General features: G+C 64.5%; 17 protein-coding genes. 5 read left to right on the top strand and 12 right to left on the bottom strand.

Annotated elements, in window-relative coordinates; translation table 11 throughout:
* Nucleotides 1-3 precede the first annotated feature (3 nt).
* Together GVL04_RS00220 and GVL04_RS00215 are read left to right on the top strand one after the other, a co-directional pair.
* Nucleotides 4-1,155, top strand: a complete 1,152-nt coding sequence (locus GVL04_RS00220) for a glycosyltransferase family 4 protein (protein WP_235036098.1) — start codon at nucleotides 4-6, stop codon at nucleotides 1,153-1,155.
* A gap of 12 nt (nucleotides 1,156-1,167) precedes the next feature.
* Nucleotides 1,168-1,959 carry a PIG-L deacetylase family protein gene (locus GVL04_RS00215; protein ID WP_235036097.1) on the top strand — a complete coding sequence of 264 codons (792 nt, stop codon included), beginning with the start codon at nucleotides 1,168-1,170 and terminating at the stop codon, nucleotides 1,957-1,959.
* 22 nt (nucleotides 1,960-1,981) lie between these two features.
* Here GVL04_RS00215 and GVL04_RS00210 read toward each other — a convergent pair whose 3' ends face one another.
* The 3 genes from GVL04_RS00210 to deoC form a co-directional block, all read right to left on the bottom strand.
* Nucleotides 1,982-3,085 (bottom strand): right-handed parallel beta-helix repeat-containing protein, encoded by a 1,104-nt coding sequence (locus GVL04_RS00210; RefSeq protein WP_159697805.1) that lies wholly within the window; start codon nucleotides 3,083-3,085, stop codon nucleotides 1,982-1,984.
* A gap of 99 nt (nucleotides 3,086-3,184) precedes the next feature.
* Entirely contained in the window at nucleotides 3,185-3,412 is a 228-nt protein-coding gene (locus GVL04_RS00205) for a hypothetical protein (protein ID WP_090819661.1), read from the bottom strand.
* A 53-nt stretch (nucleotides 3,413-3,465) separates the two neighbouring features.
* Nucleotides 3,466-4,158 (bottom strand): deoxyribose-phosphate aldolase, encoded by a 693-nt coding sequence (deoC, locus tag GVL04_RS00200; protein WP_159697802.1) that lies wholly within the window; start codon nucleotides 4,156-4,158, stop codon nucleotides 3,466-3,468.
* A gap of 160 nt (nucleotides 4,159-4,318) precedes the next feature.
* Between deoC and GVL04_RS00195 the strand changes: the two genes are divergently transcribed.
* A complete protein-coding gene (locus GVL04_RS00195; protein WP_159697799.1) occupies nucleotides 4,319-5,827 on the top strand; it encodes an HNH endonuclease signature motif containing protein in 1,509 nt (502 codons plus the stop codon).
* Between the two features lie 26 nt (nucleotides 5,828-5,853).
* Here GVL04_RS00195 and GVL04_RS00190 read toward each other — a convergent pair whose 3' ends face one another.
* From GVL04_RS00190 to GVL04_RS00150, 9 genes are all read right to left on the bottom strand, one after another.
* The gene (locus tag GVL04_RS00190) at nucleotides 5,854-6,726 is read right to left on the bottom strand and encodes an FAD-dependent oxidoreductase (protein ID WP_159697796.1); all 873 of its coding nucleotides are present in this window, start codon (nucleotides 6,724-6,726) and stop codon (nucleotides 5,854-5,856) included.
* Nucleotides 6,727-6,882: 156 nt separating this feature from the next.
* Nucleotides 6,883-8,226, bottom strand: a complete 1,344-nt coding sequence (locus tag GVL04_RS00185) for a patatin-like phospholipase family protein (protein ID WP_159697793.1) — start codon at nucleotides 8,224-8,226, stop codon at nucleotides 6,883-6,885.
* An 8-nt stretch (nucleotides 8,227-8,234) separates the two neighbouring features.
* Nucleotides 8,235-8,717, bottom strand: coding sequence for a hypothetical protein (locus GVL04_RS00180; protein ID WP_235036096.1), 483 nt, complete (start codon nucleotides 8,715-8,717; stop codon nucleotides 8,235-8,237).
* Entirely contained in the window at nucleotides 8,714-9,196 is a 483-nt protein-coding gene (locus tag GVL04_RS00175; protein WP_159697790.1) for a hypothetical protein, read from the bottom strand. The genes GVL04_RS00180 and GVL04_RS00175 overlap by 4 nt, the downstream gene beginning before the upstream one ends.
* Nucleotides 9,193-10,137: an acetoacetate decarboxylase family protein gene (locus GVL04_RS00170; protein WP_159697787.1), complete on the bottom strand. Its 945-nt coding sequence runs from the start codon at nucleotides 10,135-10,137 to the stop codon at nucleotides 9,193-9,195. The genes GVL04_RS00175 and GVL04_RS00170 overlap by 4 nt, the downstream gene beginning before the upstream one ends.
* A complete protein-coding gene (locus GVL04_RS00165) occupies nucleotides 10,134-11,207 on the bottom strand; it encodes an alpha/beta fold hydrolase (RefSeq protein ID WP_159697784.1) in 1,074 nt (357 codons plus the stop codon). The genes GVL04_RS00170 and GVL04_RS00165 overlap by 4 nt, the downstream gene beginning before the upstream one ends.
* Nucleotides 11,204-13,240 (bottom strand): hypothetical protein, encoded by a 2,037-nt coding sequence (locus GVL04_RS00160; protein WP_159697781.1) that lies wholly within the window; start codon nucleotides 13,238-13,240, stop codon nucleotides 11,204-11,206. The genes GVL04_RS00165 and GVL04_RS00160 overlap by 4 nt, the downstream gene beginning before the upstream one ends.
* The gene (locus GVL04_RS00155; RefSeq protein ID WP_159697778.1) at nucleotides 13,237-15,915 is read right to left on the bottom strand and encodes a GMC oxidoreductase; all 2,679 of its coding nucleotides are present in this window, start codon (nucleotides 15,913-15,915) and stop codon (nucleotides 13,237-13,239) included. The genes GVL04_RS00160 and GVL04_RS00155 overlap by 4 nt, the downstream gene beginning before the upstream one ends.
* 149 nt (nucleotides 15,916-16,064) lie before the next feature.
* Nucleotides 16,065-16,496, bottom strand: coding sequence for a hypothetical protein (locus GVL04_RS00150; RefSeq protein ID WP_159697775.1), 432 nt, complete (start codon nucleotides 16,494-16,496; stop codon nucleotides 16,065-16,067).
* A gap of 128 nt (nucleotides 16,497-16,624) precedes the next feature.
* On the opposite strand from GVL04_RS00150, the gene GVL04_RS00145 reads away from it, so the two are divergent.
* Both GVL04_RS00145 and GVL04_RS00140 read left to right on the top strand, forming a co-directional pair.
* Nucleotides 16,625-17,221: a dihydrofolate reductase family protein gene (locus tag GVL04_RS00145; protein ID WP_159697772.1), complete on the top strand. Its 597-nt coding sequence runs from the start codon at nucleotides 16,625-16,627 to the stop codon at nucleotides 17,219-17,221.
* Between the two features lie 31 nt (nucleotides 17,222-17,252).
* The gene (locus tag GVL04_RS00140; protein ID WP_159697769.1) at nucleotides 17,253-17,972 is read left to right on the top strand and encodes an ATP-binding cassette domain-containing protein; all 720 of its coding nucleotides are present in this window, start codon (nucleotides 17,253-17,255) and stop codon (nucleotides 17,970-17,972) included.
* Nucleotides 17,973-17,992: the final 20 nt, after the last annotated feature.

Genomic DNA, 17,992 nt, shown 5'->3' with positions numbered 1-17,992 from the left:
CCCATGAGAATCCTGCATCTGGGTTTTGAGGATCCCCGCATGCCCGGCGCCGGCGGGGGATCGGTGAGGACCCACGAGACCAATCGCCGCCTCGCGGCCGACGGTTTCCGGATCACCGTGCTGACCACGCGGTACCCGGGGTGGCAGGAACGGGTTCAGGACGGGGTGCACTACGTACCGATCGGCTTCGGGCAGGGCACCACCCGCCTGACCCGCCTGCTGGGGTACGTTGTCCGCTTGCCGTTCGAAGCCCGCAAACGTCGTGCCGCCGCCGACCTTGTGGTGGAAGACTTCTTCGCACCGTTCTCCACCATGGCCGCCCCACTGTGGACCAAAAGGCCCACCATTGGCGTGGTTCAGTGGCTGCATGCCCGTGACAAGGCGCGGCAATACAAGCTTCCTTTGCACTGGGTGGAACGGTTCGGAGTCCGGCGTCATCGGCGGGCCATCGCCGTCTCGCAGGGAATTTCGGACCGCCTGACGGCCCTGAACCCGGACATCCACGTGGATGTGATCGGAAACGGCGTGGACCCTGCTGCCTGGAAGCCTGTGCCAACGGTTGGCCAGGACATCCTTTGCCTTGGCCGGCTGGAGTTCACCGGCAAAGGCCTGGACCTGCTGCTGGCAGCCTGGGCACAGTGCTGCCGGCGAATCGACGGGAAGCTGTTGATCGCAGGGACCGGCCCGGACGAAGCGACACTGCGCGCAGCGATCTCGGACGCCGGGCTCTCGGACCGTGTGGAGCTCCTCGGCTGGCTGTCAGGGGATGCCAAGTTCCAGGCCTTGAGCCACGCACGACTGGTGGTGTGCCCCTCCCGGCAGGAGACCTTCGGCTTGGTGGCCATCGAGGCATTGGCCACAGGCACGCCGGTCATTGCCTTCGATATCCCTTGCCTTCGGGAGATTGTCCCGAACGGTGCGGGCTGGCTGGTGGACGCGTTCGACGTCGGCGCACTCGCCAAGGAGCTTGAGGCGCGGTACTCCCAATCCGGCCTGGAGTCCGTCGGTGCACAGGGACGGGCGTTCGCGGCCGGCTACAACTGGGACCGGTTGGCAACGCTGCAGGGTGCGGCATACCGTGCCGCGCTATCTGTTCCCACCTCTGTTGAAGCCCGGGTTGAAGGCTCCGCGACGCTGCCGCAAATCGTCCGTTAGAAAGGTACCGCCTTGCCCCAGCAATCCAGAATCGATCGATCCTTGTCAGGGGATGCGCCGTGGCTTTTCCTTTCGCCGCACCTGGACGACGCCGTCCTGTCCTGCGGTGCGCTGATCGAGGCCCAGGCCCAAGGCCGCGAAGTGATTGTGGCAACCTTGTTCACTGAAGCTTCGCCGGGGCCGCACACGCGGGCCGCGAAGTCCTTCATGAGCCAATGCGCGGTCAAGGATGCCGGGCATTTGTTTGCCGCCCGCCAAGCCGAAGACAGGTCAGTGCTGGAGGACATGGGTGTCCAATCGATCCACATGGGAGCGGTGGACGCTTTGTTCCGCCGACGCCGGACCCCCCGGTTTGGCAGCACGGCTTGGGACAGGCTTCTTCCGGAAATGACGCACCGATATCCCACCTACAGATTCGACATCGCGCTGGGACGGATCGCCAGGGGAGACCAGGGACTCATCGGGCAACTCCGCACCGACGTGGCTGCGCTAATGGGGCTGACCGGGGCCGAGCTGCTGTTCTGCCCCGTGGGAGTAGGCAAGCACGTGGACCACCTCATCACCCGGGAAGCCGGCATTGCCCATCCGGAGAACCTGGTGCTGTACTCGGATTTCCCTTATGACCTCGAGGCCGGACCGGACGCGCGGCGCTTGGCACAGCTGGGCTACGTCCCGTGGAGCTGGGATCAGGGCCTTGCCAATAAGCCGCCCAGGATCCGGCAATACGGTACCCAGGCGGATGCACTTTTTCCCAGTGGCGATATCCCGGTAAAGGCGGAGACCTACTTCGTTCCGGCTTTTTGAGTAGCTGACTGGCCGGCTGTGGTCAGCAGCCTTCCCGGTTGTTCGACACAACATTGCCGGGAGCATCGCCAAGCTTCATGGCCCCGCTCTGGCAGAAGACGTTGTCCGTCACAGTGATGTTCCTCAGATCGCCTTGGAAATCCAGCCACGGTCCCGGCGTATCAACGACGGAGTTGTTCTTGACCACGACGTCATGAACAGCGGCGTTGCCGTCGTAGTACCCGATCTTGACGCCGTTGGGGGATTCCCAGAAGCGGTTGTCCTCCACCGTGATGTTGTAGATCTCGTGCTTTCCCACCGCCAACTGCATTCCGGAACCGTGCGATCCGCCGCGGACCTTGTTGTTCCGGTAGGTGACGTCGTAGACCGAGGCTCCAATGGTTTGCGCCACGAGGCCGTCGTCGCCGTCGTCTCCCTGGCGTTGGTCGACAGTGTTGCCCTCCACCACGCCGCCGTGTGAGTCGGTGACGTGGATGCCGTCCAATTGATCGTATGTGCCGTTGCTTGTCACCAGGGTGTCATTGTTGCGGATGCAGAAGTTGCTGCTGGCGACCACCGCGATGGAGTAGGTAAAGGGGTTCCGGGTCCGGACATCTTCCACCAACGCATTGGTGGTGTGACGCACGTCCACCAGGTATTCAGTGAGCCGCTCTGAGGTGTTGCCGTCCAATTCCTCGCCGCTTTGATCGGCAGTGAGGTGGGAGATGGTGACGTTCTGCGCTCCGTTGGTGGTGATGAGCGGGTGCCCGCCGAAGGGTCCTTTGGTTTTCAGGAACCCCGGCCCCGCTTTCAGCACGGTGGCTTGCCCGGTTCCCTTGAGCGCCACGTTGCTCTTGATGACCAGCGGACGCCCCAGCGTGAACGTTCCCTCAGGCAGTTCTACGATGCCGCCACCGTCCTTGGAAGCGGCGTCGATGAGTTGCTGGAGGGACTTGGAGGTGTCCTCCGGGTCCAGGTAGCCGTTGACTGTGAACTTCTTCACTTGGGTGGCTTGGCTGCCTGGAGCACTGCAGTACGACGGTTTCGCGTCGACGGCGCCGGGTTTCGCCGCGACGACGGCCACGCCGAGGCCTGCCGCGGCCAATGCCACAACCAGCAACGCAACCTTGGGGACCGCCGATTTCATGGCAACACCCTATCCTGCGCGGGTTTCCGGCGGGTTAATGCGGGTTAAAAGGAAACGGCCCAGGCGGCAGCCTGAACCGTTTCCCGACATGTGAAGGATTTAGCTTTCGCCCGCGGAATCTGAGCGGCCAAGAATGGTCTGCGGGATCCAGAAAGCCAGAGCGAACAGGCCCAGGCAGACGGCCATCGGCCACGGGTTCTCGAGGCTCAGGAAGGACAGCGAATAGATGGCGCCCAGGAAGAGCACGATCATGACCACGAACAGCACAATGCTTGTGCCCAGGTTGTTCTCACGTTCAATGGGGGCGCTTGTTGCGTTCTTGGACATTCGTTCCTCCTCGGCCCCGCGGGGCTCAAAAATCTCTGGCGGTTGCGGAAGCCTCAGTAGGCAGATGAACCTTGTTCACCCTTGACGATGGCAATTCCGGAACTCGCTCCGATACGTGTTGCACCAGCAGCAATCATAGCCTGTGCATCGGCCAGGGAACGCACTCCACCGGAGGCCTTCACGCCCAAGTCCGGTCCAACGGTCTTGCGCATCAAGGCAACGTCTTCTGCCGTGGCGCCGCCGCCGTTGAATCCGGTGGACGTCTTAACGAAGTCCGCCCCTGCTTCCACGGCTGCCTGGCACGCGATGACCTTCTGCTCATCGTTCAACATTGACGTCTCGATGATGACCTTCAGGATGGCCTCACCGGCGTGGACTGTCTCGGCCACGGCCTTGATGTCGTCCACCAGCGCACCTTTGTCGTTGGCGCGGGCGGAAGCCATGTTGATCACCATGTCGATCTCGTCCGCACCATCAAGCACGGCTCCGCGTGCTTCGAAGGACTTGACGTCGCTGGGCGTGGCACCCAGGGGGAAGCCGATCACCGAGCACGTCAGCACACCGGAACCTTTGAGGGCCTTGGTGACGGTCTTGACCCAGACCGGGTTCACGCACACTGACTTGAACTGGTATTCGATGGCCTCGGCGCACACCTTGAGGACGTCAGCCTCACTGGCCTCCGGCTTCAACAGGGTGTGGTCGATGTAGGAGGCGATGTTCGCAGGGGCGACGGCTTGGTTGCTCATGGGATCCTTCCGTGCTGGGCGTGGCCGGCCCGGTGGCCGCAGGGTTGTCACTGCCCGTCAAAGGACCATCTTGCCATATGGGCTGAGGGCTTTCGGGGCTTTGTCCACATAGGCAAAGTCAGGCCTGATGATGGTTGGGGCCGGCTGGAAGAGTTGGGGCATGGAACGGAATCGGAGAGTGCAGGCGGCCACAGCGGCCACTACGGTCACACTGGCGGTTGGAGCGTCGCTGGGGGATGTTTTGGCCGCCCTGCGTTCCCTCCGCCTCGGTGCCGGTGGCCGGGAGTTGATCGACCAGATCCGCGGGTTGGAAGACCTGAAGTCAGTCATCGTGGGGTTGCAGGCCCGTGCTGCGGTGGCCTTTGACCTGGCCCAGCGGCAGGAACAAGCCGAGGCCGGCGTCCCCGCGTCCGAGCGGGGCCAGGGTGTGGGGGCGCAGATCGCGTTGGCCCGGCGGGAGTCCCCGAACCGGGGGTCCCGTCTCCTGGGGTTGGCGAAGGCGCTGGTGGTGGAGATGCCGCACACCATGGCGGCGCTGGAATCGGGGCAGTTGAATGAATGGCGGGCCACGCTGCTCGTCAAGGAAACAGCATGCCTGTCTGTGGAGGACCGGTGTGCCGTGGACGAGGAGCTCGCCGCCGACACCGGCACGTTCGAGGGGAAGGGCGACCGGGCGATCATCGCAGCGGTCAAGGCTGCGGCGTACCGGCGTGATCCGCGTTCCGTTGCCCAACGAGCCAGCCACGCTGCCACGGAACGGACAGTGAGCCTGCGTCCCGCGCCGGATGCCATGACCTACCTGACCGCGCTCCTGCCAGTGGCCCAGGGTGTGGCAGCGTACGCCGCTCTGACCCGTGCTGCTGACTCTGCCTGTTCGGCCGGGGACCCCCGGATCCGGGGCCAGCTCATGGCAGATACCCTCGTCGAGCGCATCACCGGCAGGCGCGGCGGGATCAGCGGAATCGACCTCCAGCTCGTCATGACCGACCGAACCCTCTTCCAAGGAGACAGCGAACCCGCCCGGCTCCAGGGATACGGAATCGTCCCCGGAGAATGGGCCAGGGCACTGGTTGGCGCCGGAGGCGGGGCGCGGTCCGAGCAAGACCCCGCACCAAGACAGGATCCAGAGCTGACAGAGGACCCAGAACTAACCGTGTGGCTGCGCCGGCTCTACACCGCACCGGCCACCGGCGAACTCCTGACCATGGACTCCAAAGCAAGGCTGTTCCCGCCGCGGCTCAGGCGTTTCATCGAAACCCGTGATGACACCTGCCGCACCCCATATTGCGACGCGCCCATCCGGCACATCGACCACATCGTGCCCTGGCATTCCGGCGGCACCACGTGTGTGGACAACGGCGCCGGACTCTGCGAAGCCTGCAACCACACCAAAGAAAACCCCGGCTGGACCACCAAAACCACGCCCGGGGACCTTCACACTCAGGAGATCACCACGCCCACGGGACACCGTTACCGGTCGAAAGCCCCGGCCTTACCGGGTCATGGCCGGGGCTCTGGTACTTCCGCGGTGACGACTCAGGGGGTGATGGCGGAAGCCTCTGCGACTCCGACAGTTTCGAGCACCACGGCTTCGGAGAGTTCACCGCTATCCCACCGGAATAGCCGTCGGAAGCGGTACCCGGACAAGTCACCCGCAGTTGTTCGATGAGGACTGAGACTCGCAGCCCGAAAGGATCAAGCGGCCAATGGAGCTTGGTGATCAGCGACGCCCGGCGCACCCAGGAGCATGCCGGAAGCGCACAGCATCGCCGAAGACTCGGCGGAGAGAAGCAAACCAAGGCGGAGTCCGTCGCAGGAAGCGGCGTCGCCGATCGCCCAGATGCCCGGAACGGAGGTGGCGAGGTCGCGCCCCACCGCAATGCCGCCGTCGAACGCTACCAGGAGGCCGGCGCTCTCGGCGAGGTCGTTGCGTGCAGTGCGTTCCTCGGCGATGACCACGAGGTCTCCATTCATGCTGCTGCCATCCTCGAAGAGGATGCCGGTTGCCGGGAGCGGGGAACCAGCAGTGGACGCTACGACGGCGGCGGGGCGGAGGGTGGTGCGGACGGGACGGACCCCGCGTGCCCGCAGTACGGCCTCTGCCTGGCCAGCAGCAGGCCCGTTGCCTACGAGGATCCCCAAAGGACGTCGGCCTACGATCCGGGTGACGTCCTTGACTGCTTCGCCGATGTTCGCGGCGTCGTCGATGGTGGAGTAGCTCAGGCTGGATTCGGCGCCCGCCACCGGGGGCAGGACCGGCGCGGAGCCTGTTGCGATGACCAGCTGGTCGTAGGCGAACTCCATGCCGTCCACAGTGGTGACAATCTTTGCGTCGGCGTCGATGAAGCTGGCCGCCTGGCCGAAGCGGATCGAGACCTGGGGGAGTTCAGCGAGTTCAAGCAGGGCGTCCGGGCACTCGTCACGGTTGCTTAGCACGGTGATGGTTCCGTCGAACGCGAGTTGCCGGGAGTCGGACCTTCCGGCAAGTCGCCGCACCAAAGCCTGGGCGGCGGGGCCTGCGCCTGCGATGACGATGTGGAGGGAAGATGCGGACGGGGTGGCGGACATGTTTGGCCCTTTCGCTCATATGACCTGCTGTTGATCATCAGCGTATTGGGCCGGTTTTTCGCGGGTGTTTCCCCGCTGTTGCCATCTTTGGCGCATCCGTAGCGTGGTGTTTACCAGCCGGTAATAACGTGCGTCACATTCGGCCGTCCGTGACCCTCAGTATCGGCGGAGCAGCTCGCGGAAACCGTTCCCGGCGAAGCCGGCCACTGCCGCCGCCCGGTCCACGAATCCGTGGGCGCCCACGGGTTCAATGGAGGCCAGGAGCCCCGCGGCATCGGCCAGGCTCATGCTGAGGTCGGCAACCAGCCCACCAACTTCAAGCCGGGCACGCCGCGAATCCGCCCAGGCATCCGGACCAGGGTCGTCACGCAAGGTGCGCGTCACGGCGACGCTTTGCCACCCGCCGTCGAGCCTTATCCGCGCACGGTACGTGACGTCCTCCCCGTTTACCTCTACCCGCCCGCCTGCCAGGAACGCCCGCCCGAACCGTGGGTGCTCCAGGTATCCGGTGAGCTGCGGCGCTTCATCGCCGGGATCGGACGGAAGGACCACTGTGGCTTTGAACGTTGCGGGAGAGCCGTCCAGGTCGCCCCGGAGGGTGTCGTTCAAGCGGACTCCCGGCGCCGGTTCAGTCATCGCAGTGCAGTTCGCATCCTTGGCCAATCCGGCGTCAGTCATCGAGTCCAGATAGGCGCGGGCATCCCGGTAGCCCATACCGATCAGGGTGTCGGCGTCAATCCTGCCCAAGTAGAACTCCGGGTCCAGGGGAAGCGGGTGGCGTGGCCGGACCACGTGCAACACAAACTCGCGCCCGGCAGCAGCGGCAGCCTCGAAATCCGCCAAGAGCGCCCCCATGGCGCTCATTTCGATCATGTGCACGTATTGTTCCAGCGGACCATCGCCCCAGTACGGCGTATTTCCGATGCACCAGACCAACCACACTTCGTCGGCACCCCGCTGCAGGGCTTCGGCCACGTTGGCGTCCCTGACCCAGACCGCGTCGGTCCAAATCTTCCCGTCCCGTCGCAGGGGTGTCAGGAAGATGGGCAGAGACATGCCCGCCGCCATGAGCCCGGCGTCAATGACTGTGGCGTCGATTGCGTGGCAGCGCTTTTCGGTGAACTCGACTACGTTGAAGGAACCTTCGACGGCGTCCGGTTCGGCCGCGCGGGCGCGGATGGTTGCGTCGTTGATGCCCAGGGTTGGGAAGACTTTGCCAAGGATGCCGTCGGCATCGCCTATGGCGGGCAGGGACCACGGCCCCTTGAGATAGTCGCCCACGGGCAATGCCGAGCCGAAGTCCTTGACGTCAACCCCCGACCAACGGCTGCACATCTCTTCAGGCGACACTCCTGAGAGGAGCATCCCGGCCGTGAGGATTCCGCCGGAGGTGCCGTCCACGTGCTGGAATTCCAGGCCTTCCTCGGCGAGAGCCTTCACCACTCCTGCCTGCCATGCCACGCGCATCCCGCCGCCGGCGAGTACCAGTGAGCGTTTCACGGTGCGCTTCATCCTGCCAGCCCGGGGTTGGCTGGTGCCGCACTGATGCGGCGCCAATAGATGAAGAGGAGTATCGCCGTCGCGAGGTCGAAGAAGGCGACCAACAGAGCCAGGGGTGAGAAGACGCCGTTGAGGACGCCGATGCCCACGGCTCCGAAGGCGCCGGTTTTCTGCAGGCCGGACCAGAGCACCACTTCCGGGGAGGGCGCGGTGTTGAGCAGGGTGTGGAGGAGCAGTCCGCCTACGACCACCATGAACATGCCCACAGTGCCGAAGAGCTGGCGTGTTTCAGGGGTGGATTCGGCGCCGATCAGTTGGAGGACCGGTCCACCGAACGGGACTTGGATGGCACCGGTCAGCACCGTGATGATGGCAATAACGGCGAGGACTGCGCGAAGTGGATCAGAGAGGGCCCATGCGACGGTGCCGGGAGGGTGCGGTTTCCGTGTTCGTGCCGGATGCCCGGGCTGGGCGGGCTGGTGCGCGGTCACGCGAACGACTCCAACAGCCGGCCGCGGTCCACCAGCAGCCACACCATGGCGGCCCACGTGAGGGTGGAAACGTAGAAGCGGATGTCATTGAGCATCATCCAGCGTTTGAGCAGGGTGCGCAGTTCGGTGTCATCTGCGAAATCGCCGCCGCGGATACGGACGTTGACGGGGATGATGATGCCCTGGCCCACCCAGGTCAGGACGATGATTCCCAGCAGGCAAATGATGGCGGGCATGACGCGGATGGTGCCCCATTCGGACCATACGAGGATGCCGCCGGAGATGAACATGATGGGCACCACGATGGTGAAGAACTTGGTGGCCGCGCGGGTGGGGATGCCGAAGTGCATGTCCACGTTGTCACGGGCCAATGATTCCCACGTGGGGTAAAGGAAGAACTTGAGCACCCACATGGTGCCCACGTACATGGTTGCGCCGAAGAGGAAGTAGAGGGCGTTGATCAGGAGGAGCCAGTTCACTGGGCACCGCCCTGTACCCGGCTGCGGTCCGGCGGGGCCAGCCATTCCTGCCCTTGACCCAAATCCACGACACTGTCCATCATGTCTCCGCCGCGGAGGGCTACGGCTTCGAGCTGGGTGGGGGCAGTGAGGAACCACGCTTCATAGTGGTCATCCAGGACACCATGTGCTTGCGGCAACCAGGCGGTGAACACCGGTTTGCTCTCTACCTGCAGGTTCTTCAAGGGCTCGACGCCGGGCGCGTCACCGAGGATGAGCCGCGCCTTGGCTTGGGCCCCGAGGGCGATGTCTCCGGTGGCTTCGAAATAGATGTCCGATTTCCAGAGCATGTTCCGGAAGACGCAGTAGTTGGAGGCAGCGAGTTTGAGGGGCAGCCCGAGGGCTGCGGGCCGTTCGATCTCGATGTAGCAGCCCAACTGTCCGTCCTTGTCGTACTGTGCGGACACCGAGGCGTCCGTGACTACGAAGTCCAGGTTCGCCTGGTGTTTGGGCATGCCCCAGATTCCTTTGCCTCCCTTGACTGAGACTTCGGAGCTCACGGGCAGGTCCACCACGAACTGACCCAGTTTGAAGGTCTTTTGGAAGATCAGCGGGAGGATGGGCGGGGCCGGCCGGCTGCCGTGGGTGATGGCGATGGCCAGGGAGTATTCGATGTACTTCCCGATGTCAGTGGATTTGTAGTTGACCACCGTCACCACCAGTAAGCCCTTGCCGCCGAGACTGAACGGCCGCATCTCGGAACCGGGGAGCGCAGCCGCCGCGGCCTTCTTGTTGATGGGGAAGGCCGCCATCAGTACGGGAGAGTCATCGGAATTGACCGGCATGACGTACTTGATCCCATCCGCGAAGGCATGCTGCCCGCGGAGCCGCTCCTGCCGCCGCGGAACCGGCGACGGGAGGAGCTTGAGCAAGGGCGTGGCCAGCTCGGTGAGGTTTTTCATGGCGTTGGCTCCTGGGCTGGGCTGATTGCTGGGATTCCGTTGAGTTCGTCGACAATGACGGGGAAGGTGTCCTGCCACGCGTGGTCGCCGAAGAAGACGTCCAAATGGCCGTATCCGGGGATGAGGTGGAGCGAGTCCTTGCCGGGGCGGTGCTTTTGGAAGAACTCGAAGGTGCGTTGCTGGCTTTCGGGCAGGAAGCACAGGTTGTCCAAGCCTGCGATGAAAGCGAACCTCGCGTCGGTCTGAGGAGCCTCTGCAACGAAATTGTCCGGCAGTTCCGGATGGTCGCCGGCGGCCACCATGTGCCCTGCTTTGATGCTGCGGCCCATTTCTTCGAAGAAGGTCACGGGTACCTCAGCGAACTCTCCGCTGAGCCACTGGTGGGTGGCGTCGTCGAGGTTTTCATGGGACCAGAGGGCTGGTCGGCCGCTGCCGTAGGTGAAGCTGACCATCTTGCAGACGGTGTTGTCGCATTCATGGTGCGTGGCTTTGACCAAGCCCCGGATGGCCCTGGTGAAGTACCCCTGCGACTTGTACCCCCACGCTGGTGACAAGTACGGGGTAAAGACTTTGACCAGTGGGGTCAGGTAGTCGATCTTGAGGCGGGAGAACGCCGGTACCACCGGGTGCAGGGACACGGCATTGGACACGATGGTGTCCACTTGCGGCAGGAGTCCGGCCACGGCGGACATTGTGAAAGAGGTGGACCCCTGGCAGTGGATCACGGCCTTCATGGTCTCCGCGCCCGTGGCGTTCAGGACGTGCTCGACGGCGGCAGGATGGTCGTACACGGCGGCGTCGGCGAGCGTCCAGGACAGGGGATCGAGGTCGATCGAAGCCCGCCAGTTCAGCATCCACACGTCCCAGCCGTCTTCGAGGAGGACGTCGACGATGGTGGTCCTGACCGGGGGCCGGAACAGCTCCGCCCTGACGCCGGAGCCGTGGACCAGTATCACGGGACCCTTTGTGGCCTCAGCCGGCGACGTGACATGGACGAGGCTGAGCGGTGTGTTGTCCCGGGCACGGAGGGGGATGACCTCAGTCCTGTGCTCGGCACGGGTAATGATCATGGGGTGCTTCCCTTCTGTGCTGTGGTGCTGGTCTGTGCTGTGGTGCTGGTCTGTGCGATGGTGATGGTGATGGGTTCTTCAAGAAGCCGCACGGCAGGCAAACCGGAAACCGGCACCAGGCGCGCGCCGTCGTCGTCGTTGTCTGCCAGCTGCCAATCGCGGCAGACTGTGTCCACCATGAGGGGGTAGACGGTGAGGCTGCCGTCGGGTGCGAGGTGGATGCGGAGGAAGCCTTTGTGGTCCTCGATGGCCTGGCCGGACATCCTCCAGGAGGACACCTCGCCGCTGGGCGTCGCCAGGATGTACAGGGCAAAGGCCTCGCTGCCGAGCACCCAGCCACCCAGGTGCACCAGCGCCAGGGCCAGGACCAAGATCACGAAGTCCGGCCAGCCTCTTGGCCAGGGAACCAGGATCACGACGGCGGCACTCACCGCGAGCGCGGACAGTTGGTACAGCGCGCCCCGGGCAAAAACGACGATGCCCGCCTTGGCCACTCCGAGCCAGCGGGCAAGCGTGGAGGCGACGGCCAGCAACAGCGGAAGGGCAAGGACCAGGACGACGACCAGCAACCAGGTGTTACCGCGGGTGAGGCTGCGCAGGCTGTCCACGAACGACTCGCCGCGGAAGGCGCTGAAGACGGTCCACAGAGTCAGGGCGGCCACCACGTGCACTAGGCCGAGCGATAGGCCGAAGCCGGGGTTGCGGATGGGCAGCCAGAACTGCGAGAAGGGGTTGGCCAGCTGTGGGCCGAGCAGGCGGGAGTCTCCTTGGCCGGGGAAGGTGGTGGGCGTGCGGGTGAAGGTTCGGGCTGCGACCTTGGGCCCCGTGTGCGCGCCGCTGGAGGACTCACCCGGAGCCGCTGACGGGGCAGGCAAGACGATCTCCTCCGGGAGCCCGTGTGTATCGGAGAGGTAGGCGCCGCCCAGCCCGCAGGTGATCATCTGGGTTTTGCCTGAATCCGGTCCGGTGTCCGTGTCCTCGTAGCGGGCGTAATGGTGGAGGTCGCCGGTGAGCCACAGCCGTACGCTGGCACCGGTGGCTTGGAAGAGGCCTGTCTCCGGATCGAAACGGCGGCGCAGGTAGTCCTGTTCGAAGAAGTTTGCCTGGCGGAACTCACTCAAGGCCGGATCAGCGGCGTCAACCCAGAAGGGAGCGGCCACGCAGAGGATGATCGCGTCACCTGGCTGCAATTGCAAGGTGACGTTCCGGTAAAAGTAATCCAGCTGCGGCTCGTCGATGTATTGGCCCAGTTGGCTGTCCAGGCCCAGCAGCCACCAGCCGGGCGTGCCGCTGCGGCCCTGCCCGGAAGGGGCACCCGTGAGCCGGACGGCAAAGTAGCTGCGCGTCTGGATGGTCCGCCAGCCCCCGATGCTCCGTTGCCTGGTGAAGATCCGGATGAACGAGGTGAGCCCGTCGTACCAATCGTGGTTGCCGGGGAGCGCGAGCATGATGGGTGGTGGGTTGTGAGGCCCGCTTCGCGTGCTATCCGGGAGTTTTGGGGCGCTCAGCGGGCCCCGCAACGCAGCTGGAAATGCCGTCCGGTACGGGCCCGCCATCCGGTTCTCATAGGCTGCCGGGGAAGCCACTGGGTAGACCTCGTCCCCTCCCAGCACCAGGATCCTGCCGCGGGGGAGATCATGTCCGTCCACGGTCAGAGTGTCCTGGGCCAGCAGGGATGCCACCGTGTACGTGGCGTCGAAGCCGTCGCCGAGGTCGGCCGCGAAGTCGAGCCACATGTCCGTCGCTGCCGGACCGGCCGCACGCTCCTCCTGAAGCTCAGCAGGCGAGGGCAGCCCCCGGCTGCTGACTGGGGGCTGCGCCGGCTGGCCCTGGACTGGAAGGTCATCCAAGCGCAGAGGATCGGAGGGGAAGCTGCCCTCAAGCTCACGCTTATCGCCAAAGTCGGCGAACACGGTGGCCGCCGCGACCTTCAGGGCAGTTCTGGCCAGCGACATGGGTGAGAGCCAACGAACCGCCGCCTGGGGTGTGAAACCCAGAACGGCGTGGTGTTTCGCGAGCTCCCAGCTTTTCATTGCTTCGGCTTGAAAGGGAACGGGATACGTTTGAGCCCCCGACCGTAGACCTGCCAGAGTTCGCCCCCGAACAACTTCCCGAAAGCCACCAATCCTGCAGCAGGGGCCGGGCCTTCGGCCCGGAACGTGGTGAGTTGCTTGGCGAAGTCGAGAGGCCTGATGAAGAGGATGCCGGCGCCCACGATCCCCTCACGGCCGGTGCCTTCTTCTACGGCCGGAAGTCCGGACTCCGGTGGAACGTGCCCCCGGAGGATGGTCGCATACAGGGTGGTGGTGTCCGCCCAGAGGTCGAAACCTGCCTCGTTGTGGATCAGTTTGTGACCGGTGAACGTGAACGGCGTTCCGCCTGGGTCCCGCAGCCACAACCGGTACAGCATGCGCCTGGCTGGTGCGCCGTCGTCGGAGGTGTCCTCGACAAACAGGTTGAACCAGCCACGCTCCACCGGCATCCGGCCGCCGAAGTAGTCCGCCAAGACGTAGCCCTCGGTTTTGGCAGGGTGGTTCGGGTCGGCAACGAACGCGTCGATGTCCTCGGCAATAATGGTCAGCTCGAACATGATCTTCCGGCTTCGGTCCCGGCCCAGGCTCCGTCCCTTTTCCGGGTCTGTGATTCCGGGACTGAACCAACCGTGCATCTGTTCGGTGAACCGCACGGACGTCGCATCCTTGCTTTGAGCGCCAGGCATGCCCAGGCCGCGGCTGCGCACCTCGGGCATTTCAGACACGGCGCTCGCAGGCTGTTCCTCAGGTGCGGCCTTGCCCTTGGTAGCGTCCGGCGCCAAAGCGCGCGGAGCGGACGCCCAGACGTCGACGACGGCGCCAGCCGCCTCGCGTTCAACGGTGGCCCTTGCGCTGGACTCACCGGAGCCCGCCGCATCTGCGGGACTGATGCCCCGGTGGATCGTGTGGTCCGCATCCTCGATGATGTGGGCGCAGGTACGCTCCGCGAACGCGGCGATGGTCAATGACGGGTTGGCGCCCACGGGACCTGGCATCGCGGCTCCATCAACCACGTACAGCCCCGGGTATCCGAACACCTCGCCGTAGGAATCGCAGACTGCTTCCCCGGCATGCCGGCCGGACGGCGCGCCCCCGATGGGGTGGACGGTGATGACTCGCTTGGCCCACCAGAGCGGGTTGTCAATGAAGTCGCCGTCGAGGTCCTTGGAAATCGACTCCATGGTTTCGCGGACGCGGCCGAAGTACTCCTTGGAGGTGGCCATGGTCCAGGCGACGGCGAGTCGTCCGTCGCGAAGGGTCATGACGCCGTCGGGAATGTCCCTGCCCATGCCGAGCAAAGGCACCGAACTGGACGACAGGCGGCCATCACCCAGGGCTGCGGCGAGGTCGGCCGAGACGTTGGATCGGCCGGCGTCGAACAGCCTGTCCTTGAACAGTTGCCCCGCGACCTTGGCGGTGCGTTTGATGGTGGTGCCCAGCTGGGCGGTTTCGATGAGCCAGTTCATGAAGGCCGGATACCCGGCGTCCTCCACGTAGTAGCCGGGACCATCGCCGTCGTCGTCGTTCGAATCCGGAACCCGGATCGCTGTGGTGATCACCGGTCCTCGACTCCCGGCCAGCGTTCGGATGCCGGGACGCGAGCCATTGGCAGGGGGCGTCTTGGCGCCCATGATAAACGTCAAAAGGTCGCCGTTACCGCTGAAACGGGTGCCCAGGGCGTCGCTGAGTGCCGGGAGGGAGCCGCGGTTGCGGAGCAGCAGGAAGTTGGTGCCGAACGTACCTGCGCCCAGGATGAGCCTGCGGCAATGGATGATGCGCTCTGTGAGGAGTTCGCCGCGGTGGTCCGGATTGTGCACAACGTACCGGACCTCGTAACCGCTGCCCGGCGTTCCGGAATCCAGCGGCCGGATGCCGCGGACATCATGGAAGGTGCGCACATCGGCGCCCTTGAATGCCGCGGCTGAGACATAGTTGTGGTCCAAGGTGTTCTTGGCGCCGGCGTTGCACCCGATGTCGCATTCACCGCTGAGCGTGCACGTAGTCCGCAAAGTGTTGGGGCCATGGATGCTGCCGTAGCCGGGCAGCGGCAGCGCATGGTTGGTCCGCGGTTCCGCGTCCGGTCCCGTGGAGAACGTGATGGCAATGGGCGGGCGGGTGATGGAGAGGCCCAGGTTCGCCGCTGATTTTTCCATGGCCACGGTTTTGGCCGTGTCCCTGTACGGGTAGGGGACAGGCAGGAGCATGGCCTCGGCGGCATCGTAGTAGGGGTCGAGGTCTGCCCGGGTGAAAGGCCAGTTCTCGTAGCCACCGCCGGGAATGGGCGACTCGTTGACGAACCACTTTTCGTCTTTTCGCAGCAGTACATTGGCGTAAATGAGTGAGCCGCCGCCCAGTCCGCTGGACACCAGACCCTCAGTGCCACGGAACGTCCAGGCGTCAAAGAGCCCATACAGGCCGCGGTCCGGATCCCAGAAGTTCCTGCCCATCTCGGACGGCGAGCGCGCGAAGCTGCCGGGAGGGTAAGGTTTGCCGCGTTCCATGAGCACAACGGACTGCCCGGCTTCGGCCAGGCGAAGTGCAGCCACCGAACCGCCGAAGCCTGAACCAACTACCACTGCGTCGACTTTTTCGATGCCACTGCCCCGGTGGCGTGGCAGATCAGTAGCGGGTTCGGTACCCGCATCCCCACTGTTCCCGGTCCCCAGACGACCCATGGCCGTTCCTCTCAGAGGAGAGCTGACTACATAGCTGCAGCTGACGGCGCCAGGCGTGGCCGGGGCGATGCCTCCGCGGACTATGGGGCTTATATTCCCACCGGGCAGGGGATCTGTAAATGAGGTGGAGTTATTGGGTGCGGCCTGGGTTAGACAATGCGCTTGTAAACCATGTCAAAGTCGTGCTCCAGCGGGCCGCCGGGGTAACTGCCCCGCTCCAAGCGGGCAGTGATGGTGTTGCCATCCTCGCTGACACGGCCAACAAAGCGCTGAGGCCAGTCCGGTCCGTCCCGGAAAAGGGTCCATAGCTTGTCCTTGAGCGTCATGTCGTAGATCCGCGCGACGCCACGCGAGTCGAAATAGTGCTGCTGGAACGCACCGTCCGAGCCGGTGGCGCCGATGACGCTGACCGCGTTGGGGTAGTCAGGGTGCTGGACCGTGGAGCGCTGAATGAGGAAGCCTCCACTCTCGAGCCACGCGAAGGTCGTCCGGCCGGAGATTTCCCTGCCCGGAATAGACGTTTCCCATTCGCCGACGAGGATGTTCAGTTGCTCCAAGGTGGGTTTTGGATCCCGTGCCATGGCTGCCCTCTCTTCGCGTCTTCGCGCTGGTGAACAGGTTCAGCGTAGGACCCGTGCGTTCCTCCGCATAGGGTCCAAGCCTCAGCTGTTTTCTATACGGCCAGCGTGGTGGGTGGCAGGATGGGCGCATGAGCCAAGTCACGTGCGATCTGACCGTGTCCCTGGACGGCTTTGTTGCCGGCCCCAATCAGTCTCTGGAGCAGCCGCTGGGGGAGCGCGGCGAAAGCCTGCACCGCTGGCAGTTCGAAGAACGCGAAGCCAACGCAGCCGAGGTGGCTGGCATCCTGGAAGCCGGCGCCTACATCATGGGCAGGAACATGTACGCAGGGCCCGGCCCCGGCCCTTGGGACTCGGACTGGCGCGGGTGGTGGGGTGAGGAACCGCCGTACCACGCACCCGTCTTCGTCCTGACCCATCATGAGCGGCAGCCCTTGGAGCTGCAGGGCGGCACGACGTTCCACTTCGTCACGAACGGTATTGAGGCTGCACTGGACCGTGCCCGGGAAGCTGCCGGCAGCAAGAACGTGGCCATCGCCGGCGGAGCGCAGACGGCCCGGCAGTTCCTCTCGGCGGGGCTGATGGACGAGTTGAGGCTCCACATCTCGCCCGTAATTCTCGGCGGTGGCGAACGATTGCTGGACGGAGTCGGGGACGTCCGCCTGGAGCCGGTGGACGTGCGGGGGACCGGGCTCGTGACGCACGTACGATATCGGGTGGTCCGCTAGCCGAAGATTCGGTGACTGCAAGAATGGGCGCATGCCCCTCCATACCTATCCAATCCGGCGGCTTGCCGAGGACCCGGCAAACGTTCTTGATCGCGGTCGCTGGCCGGCAGCGCTGCCGCCTGTTACCCAGGTGCTTGATGAGGGCCTCGATCTGACCGCCGCCACGATCCTGATTGGCGAGAACGGGTCCGGAAAATCGACGCTGGTGGAAGCCATCGCCTTGGCCTACGGTCTGTCGCCGGAGGGCGGTTCGACTGGTGCACGGCACACCACCAGATCCAGCGAATCCGTCCTCGCCGATCACCTGCAGCTTGTCCGGAATGCCGGTGCCACCCGGCGTGGGTACTTCCTGCGGGCGGAAACCATGCACGGATTCTTCACGTACCTCGAGATGAACCCGAGCACATCCGGGGACATCCCCTTCCACGACATGTCCCACGGCGAATCATTCCTGGAACTGGCGCTGGACAGATTCAAGGGACACGGATTATGGGTGCTCGATGAGCCCGAGTCGGCTCTGTCGTTCAGCGGCTGCCTCAGCCTTCTGAGTGTCTTGAAGGATCTGTTGTCCCACGGAGATTCCCAGGTCATCATGTCCACACACTCACCTCTTCTGGCGGCCCTTCCGGGCGCCCGGATCCTGGAAGTGGGGCCATGGGGTCTGCGGGCCCGCGACTGGGAAGATCTTGATCTTGTTGCCAACTGGCGGTCATTCCTGGACGCACCTCAGAGGTATCTCCGGCACATCTGACGTCACGTGGCCAACGCGCC

Source organism: Arthrobacter sp. 18067, assembly GCF_902706295.1.
Classification (GTDB): domain Bacteria; phylum Actinomycetota; class Actinomycetes; order Actinomycetales; family Micrococcaceae; genus Arthrobacter.
Note: the sequence above shows the minus strand (reverse complement) of the source record. Positions and strands in the feature narration are given on the sequence as shown.

What these genes read in the sequence shown, in the direction of transcription:
- GVL04_RS00220 (WP_235036098.1), top strand. Translation starts at nt 4, where the DNA reads ATGAGAATCCTGCATCTGGGTTTTGAGGATCCCCGCATGCCCGGCGCC.
- GVL04_RS00210 (WP_159697805.1), bottom strand. Translation starts at nt 3,085, where the DNA reads ATGAAATCGGCGGTCCCCAAGGTTGCGTTGCTGGTTGTGGCATTGGCC.
- GVL04_RS00205 (WP_090819661.1), bottom strand. Translation starts at nt 3,412, where the DNA reads ATGTCCAAGAACGCAACAAGCGCCCCCATTGAACGTGAGAACAACCTG.
- deoC (WP_159697802.1), bottom strand. Translation starts at nt 4,158, where the DNA reads ATGAGCAACCAAGCCGTCGCCCCTGCGAACATCGCCTCCTACATCGAC.
- GVL04_RS00195 (WP_159697799.1), top strand. Translation starts at nt 4,319, where the DNA reads ATGGAACGGAATCGGAGAGTGCAGGCGGCCACAGCGGCCACTACGGTC.
- GVL04_RS00190 (WP_159697796.1), bottom strand. Translation starts at nt 6,726, where the DNA reads ATGTCCGCCACCCCGTCCGCATCTTCCCTCCACATCGTCATCGCAGGC.
- GVL04_RS00170 (WP_159697787.1), bottom strand. Translation starts at nt 10,137, where the DNA reads ATGAAAAACCTCACCGAGCTGGCCACGCCCTTGCTCAAGCTCCTCCCG.
- GVL04_RS00165 (WP_159697784.1), bottom strand. Translation starts at nt 11,207, where the DNA reads ATGATCATTACCCGTGCCGAGCACAGGACTGAGGTCATCCCCCTCCGT.
- GVL04_RS00160 (WP_159697781.1), bottom strand. Translation starts at nt 13,240, where the DNA reads ATGAAAAGCTGGGAGCTCGCGAAACACCACGCCGTTCTGGGTTTCACA.
- GVL04_RS00155 (WP_159697778.1), bottom strand. Translation starts at nt 15,915, where the DNA reads ATGGGTCGTCTGGGGACCGGGAACAGTGGGGATGCGGGTACCGAACCC.
- GVL04_RS00150 (WP_159697775.1), bottom strand. Translation starts at nt 16,496, where the DNA reads ATGGCACGGGATCCAAAACCCACCTTGGAGCAACTGAACATCCTCGTC.
- GVL04_RS00145 (WP_159697772.1), top strand. Translation starts at nt 16,625, where the DNA reads ATGAGCCAAGTCACGTGCGATCTGACCGTGTCCCTGGACGGCTTTGTT.
- GVL04_RS00140 (WP_159697769.1), top strand. Translation starts at nt 17,253, where the DNA reads ATGCCCCTCCATACCTATCCAATCCGGCGGCTTGCCGAGGACCCGGCA.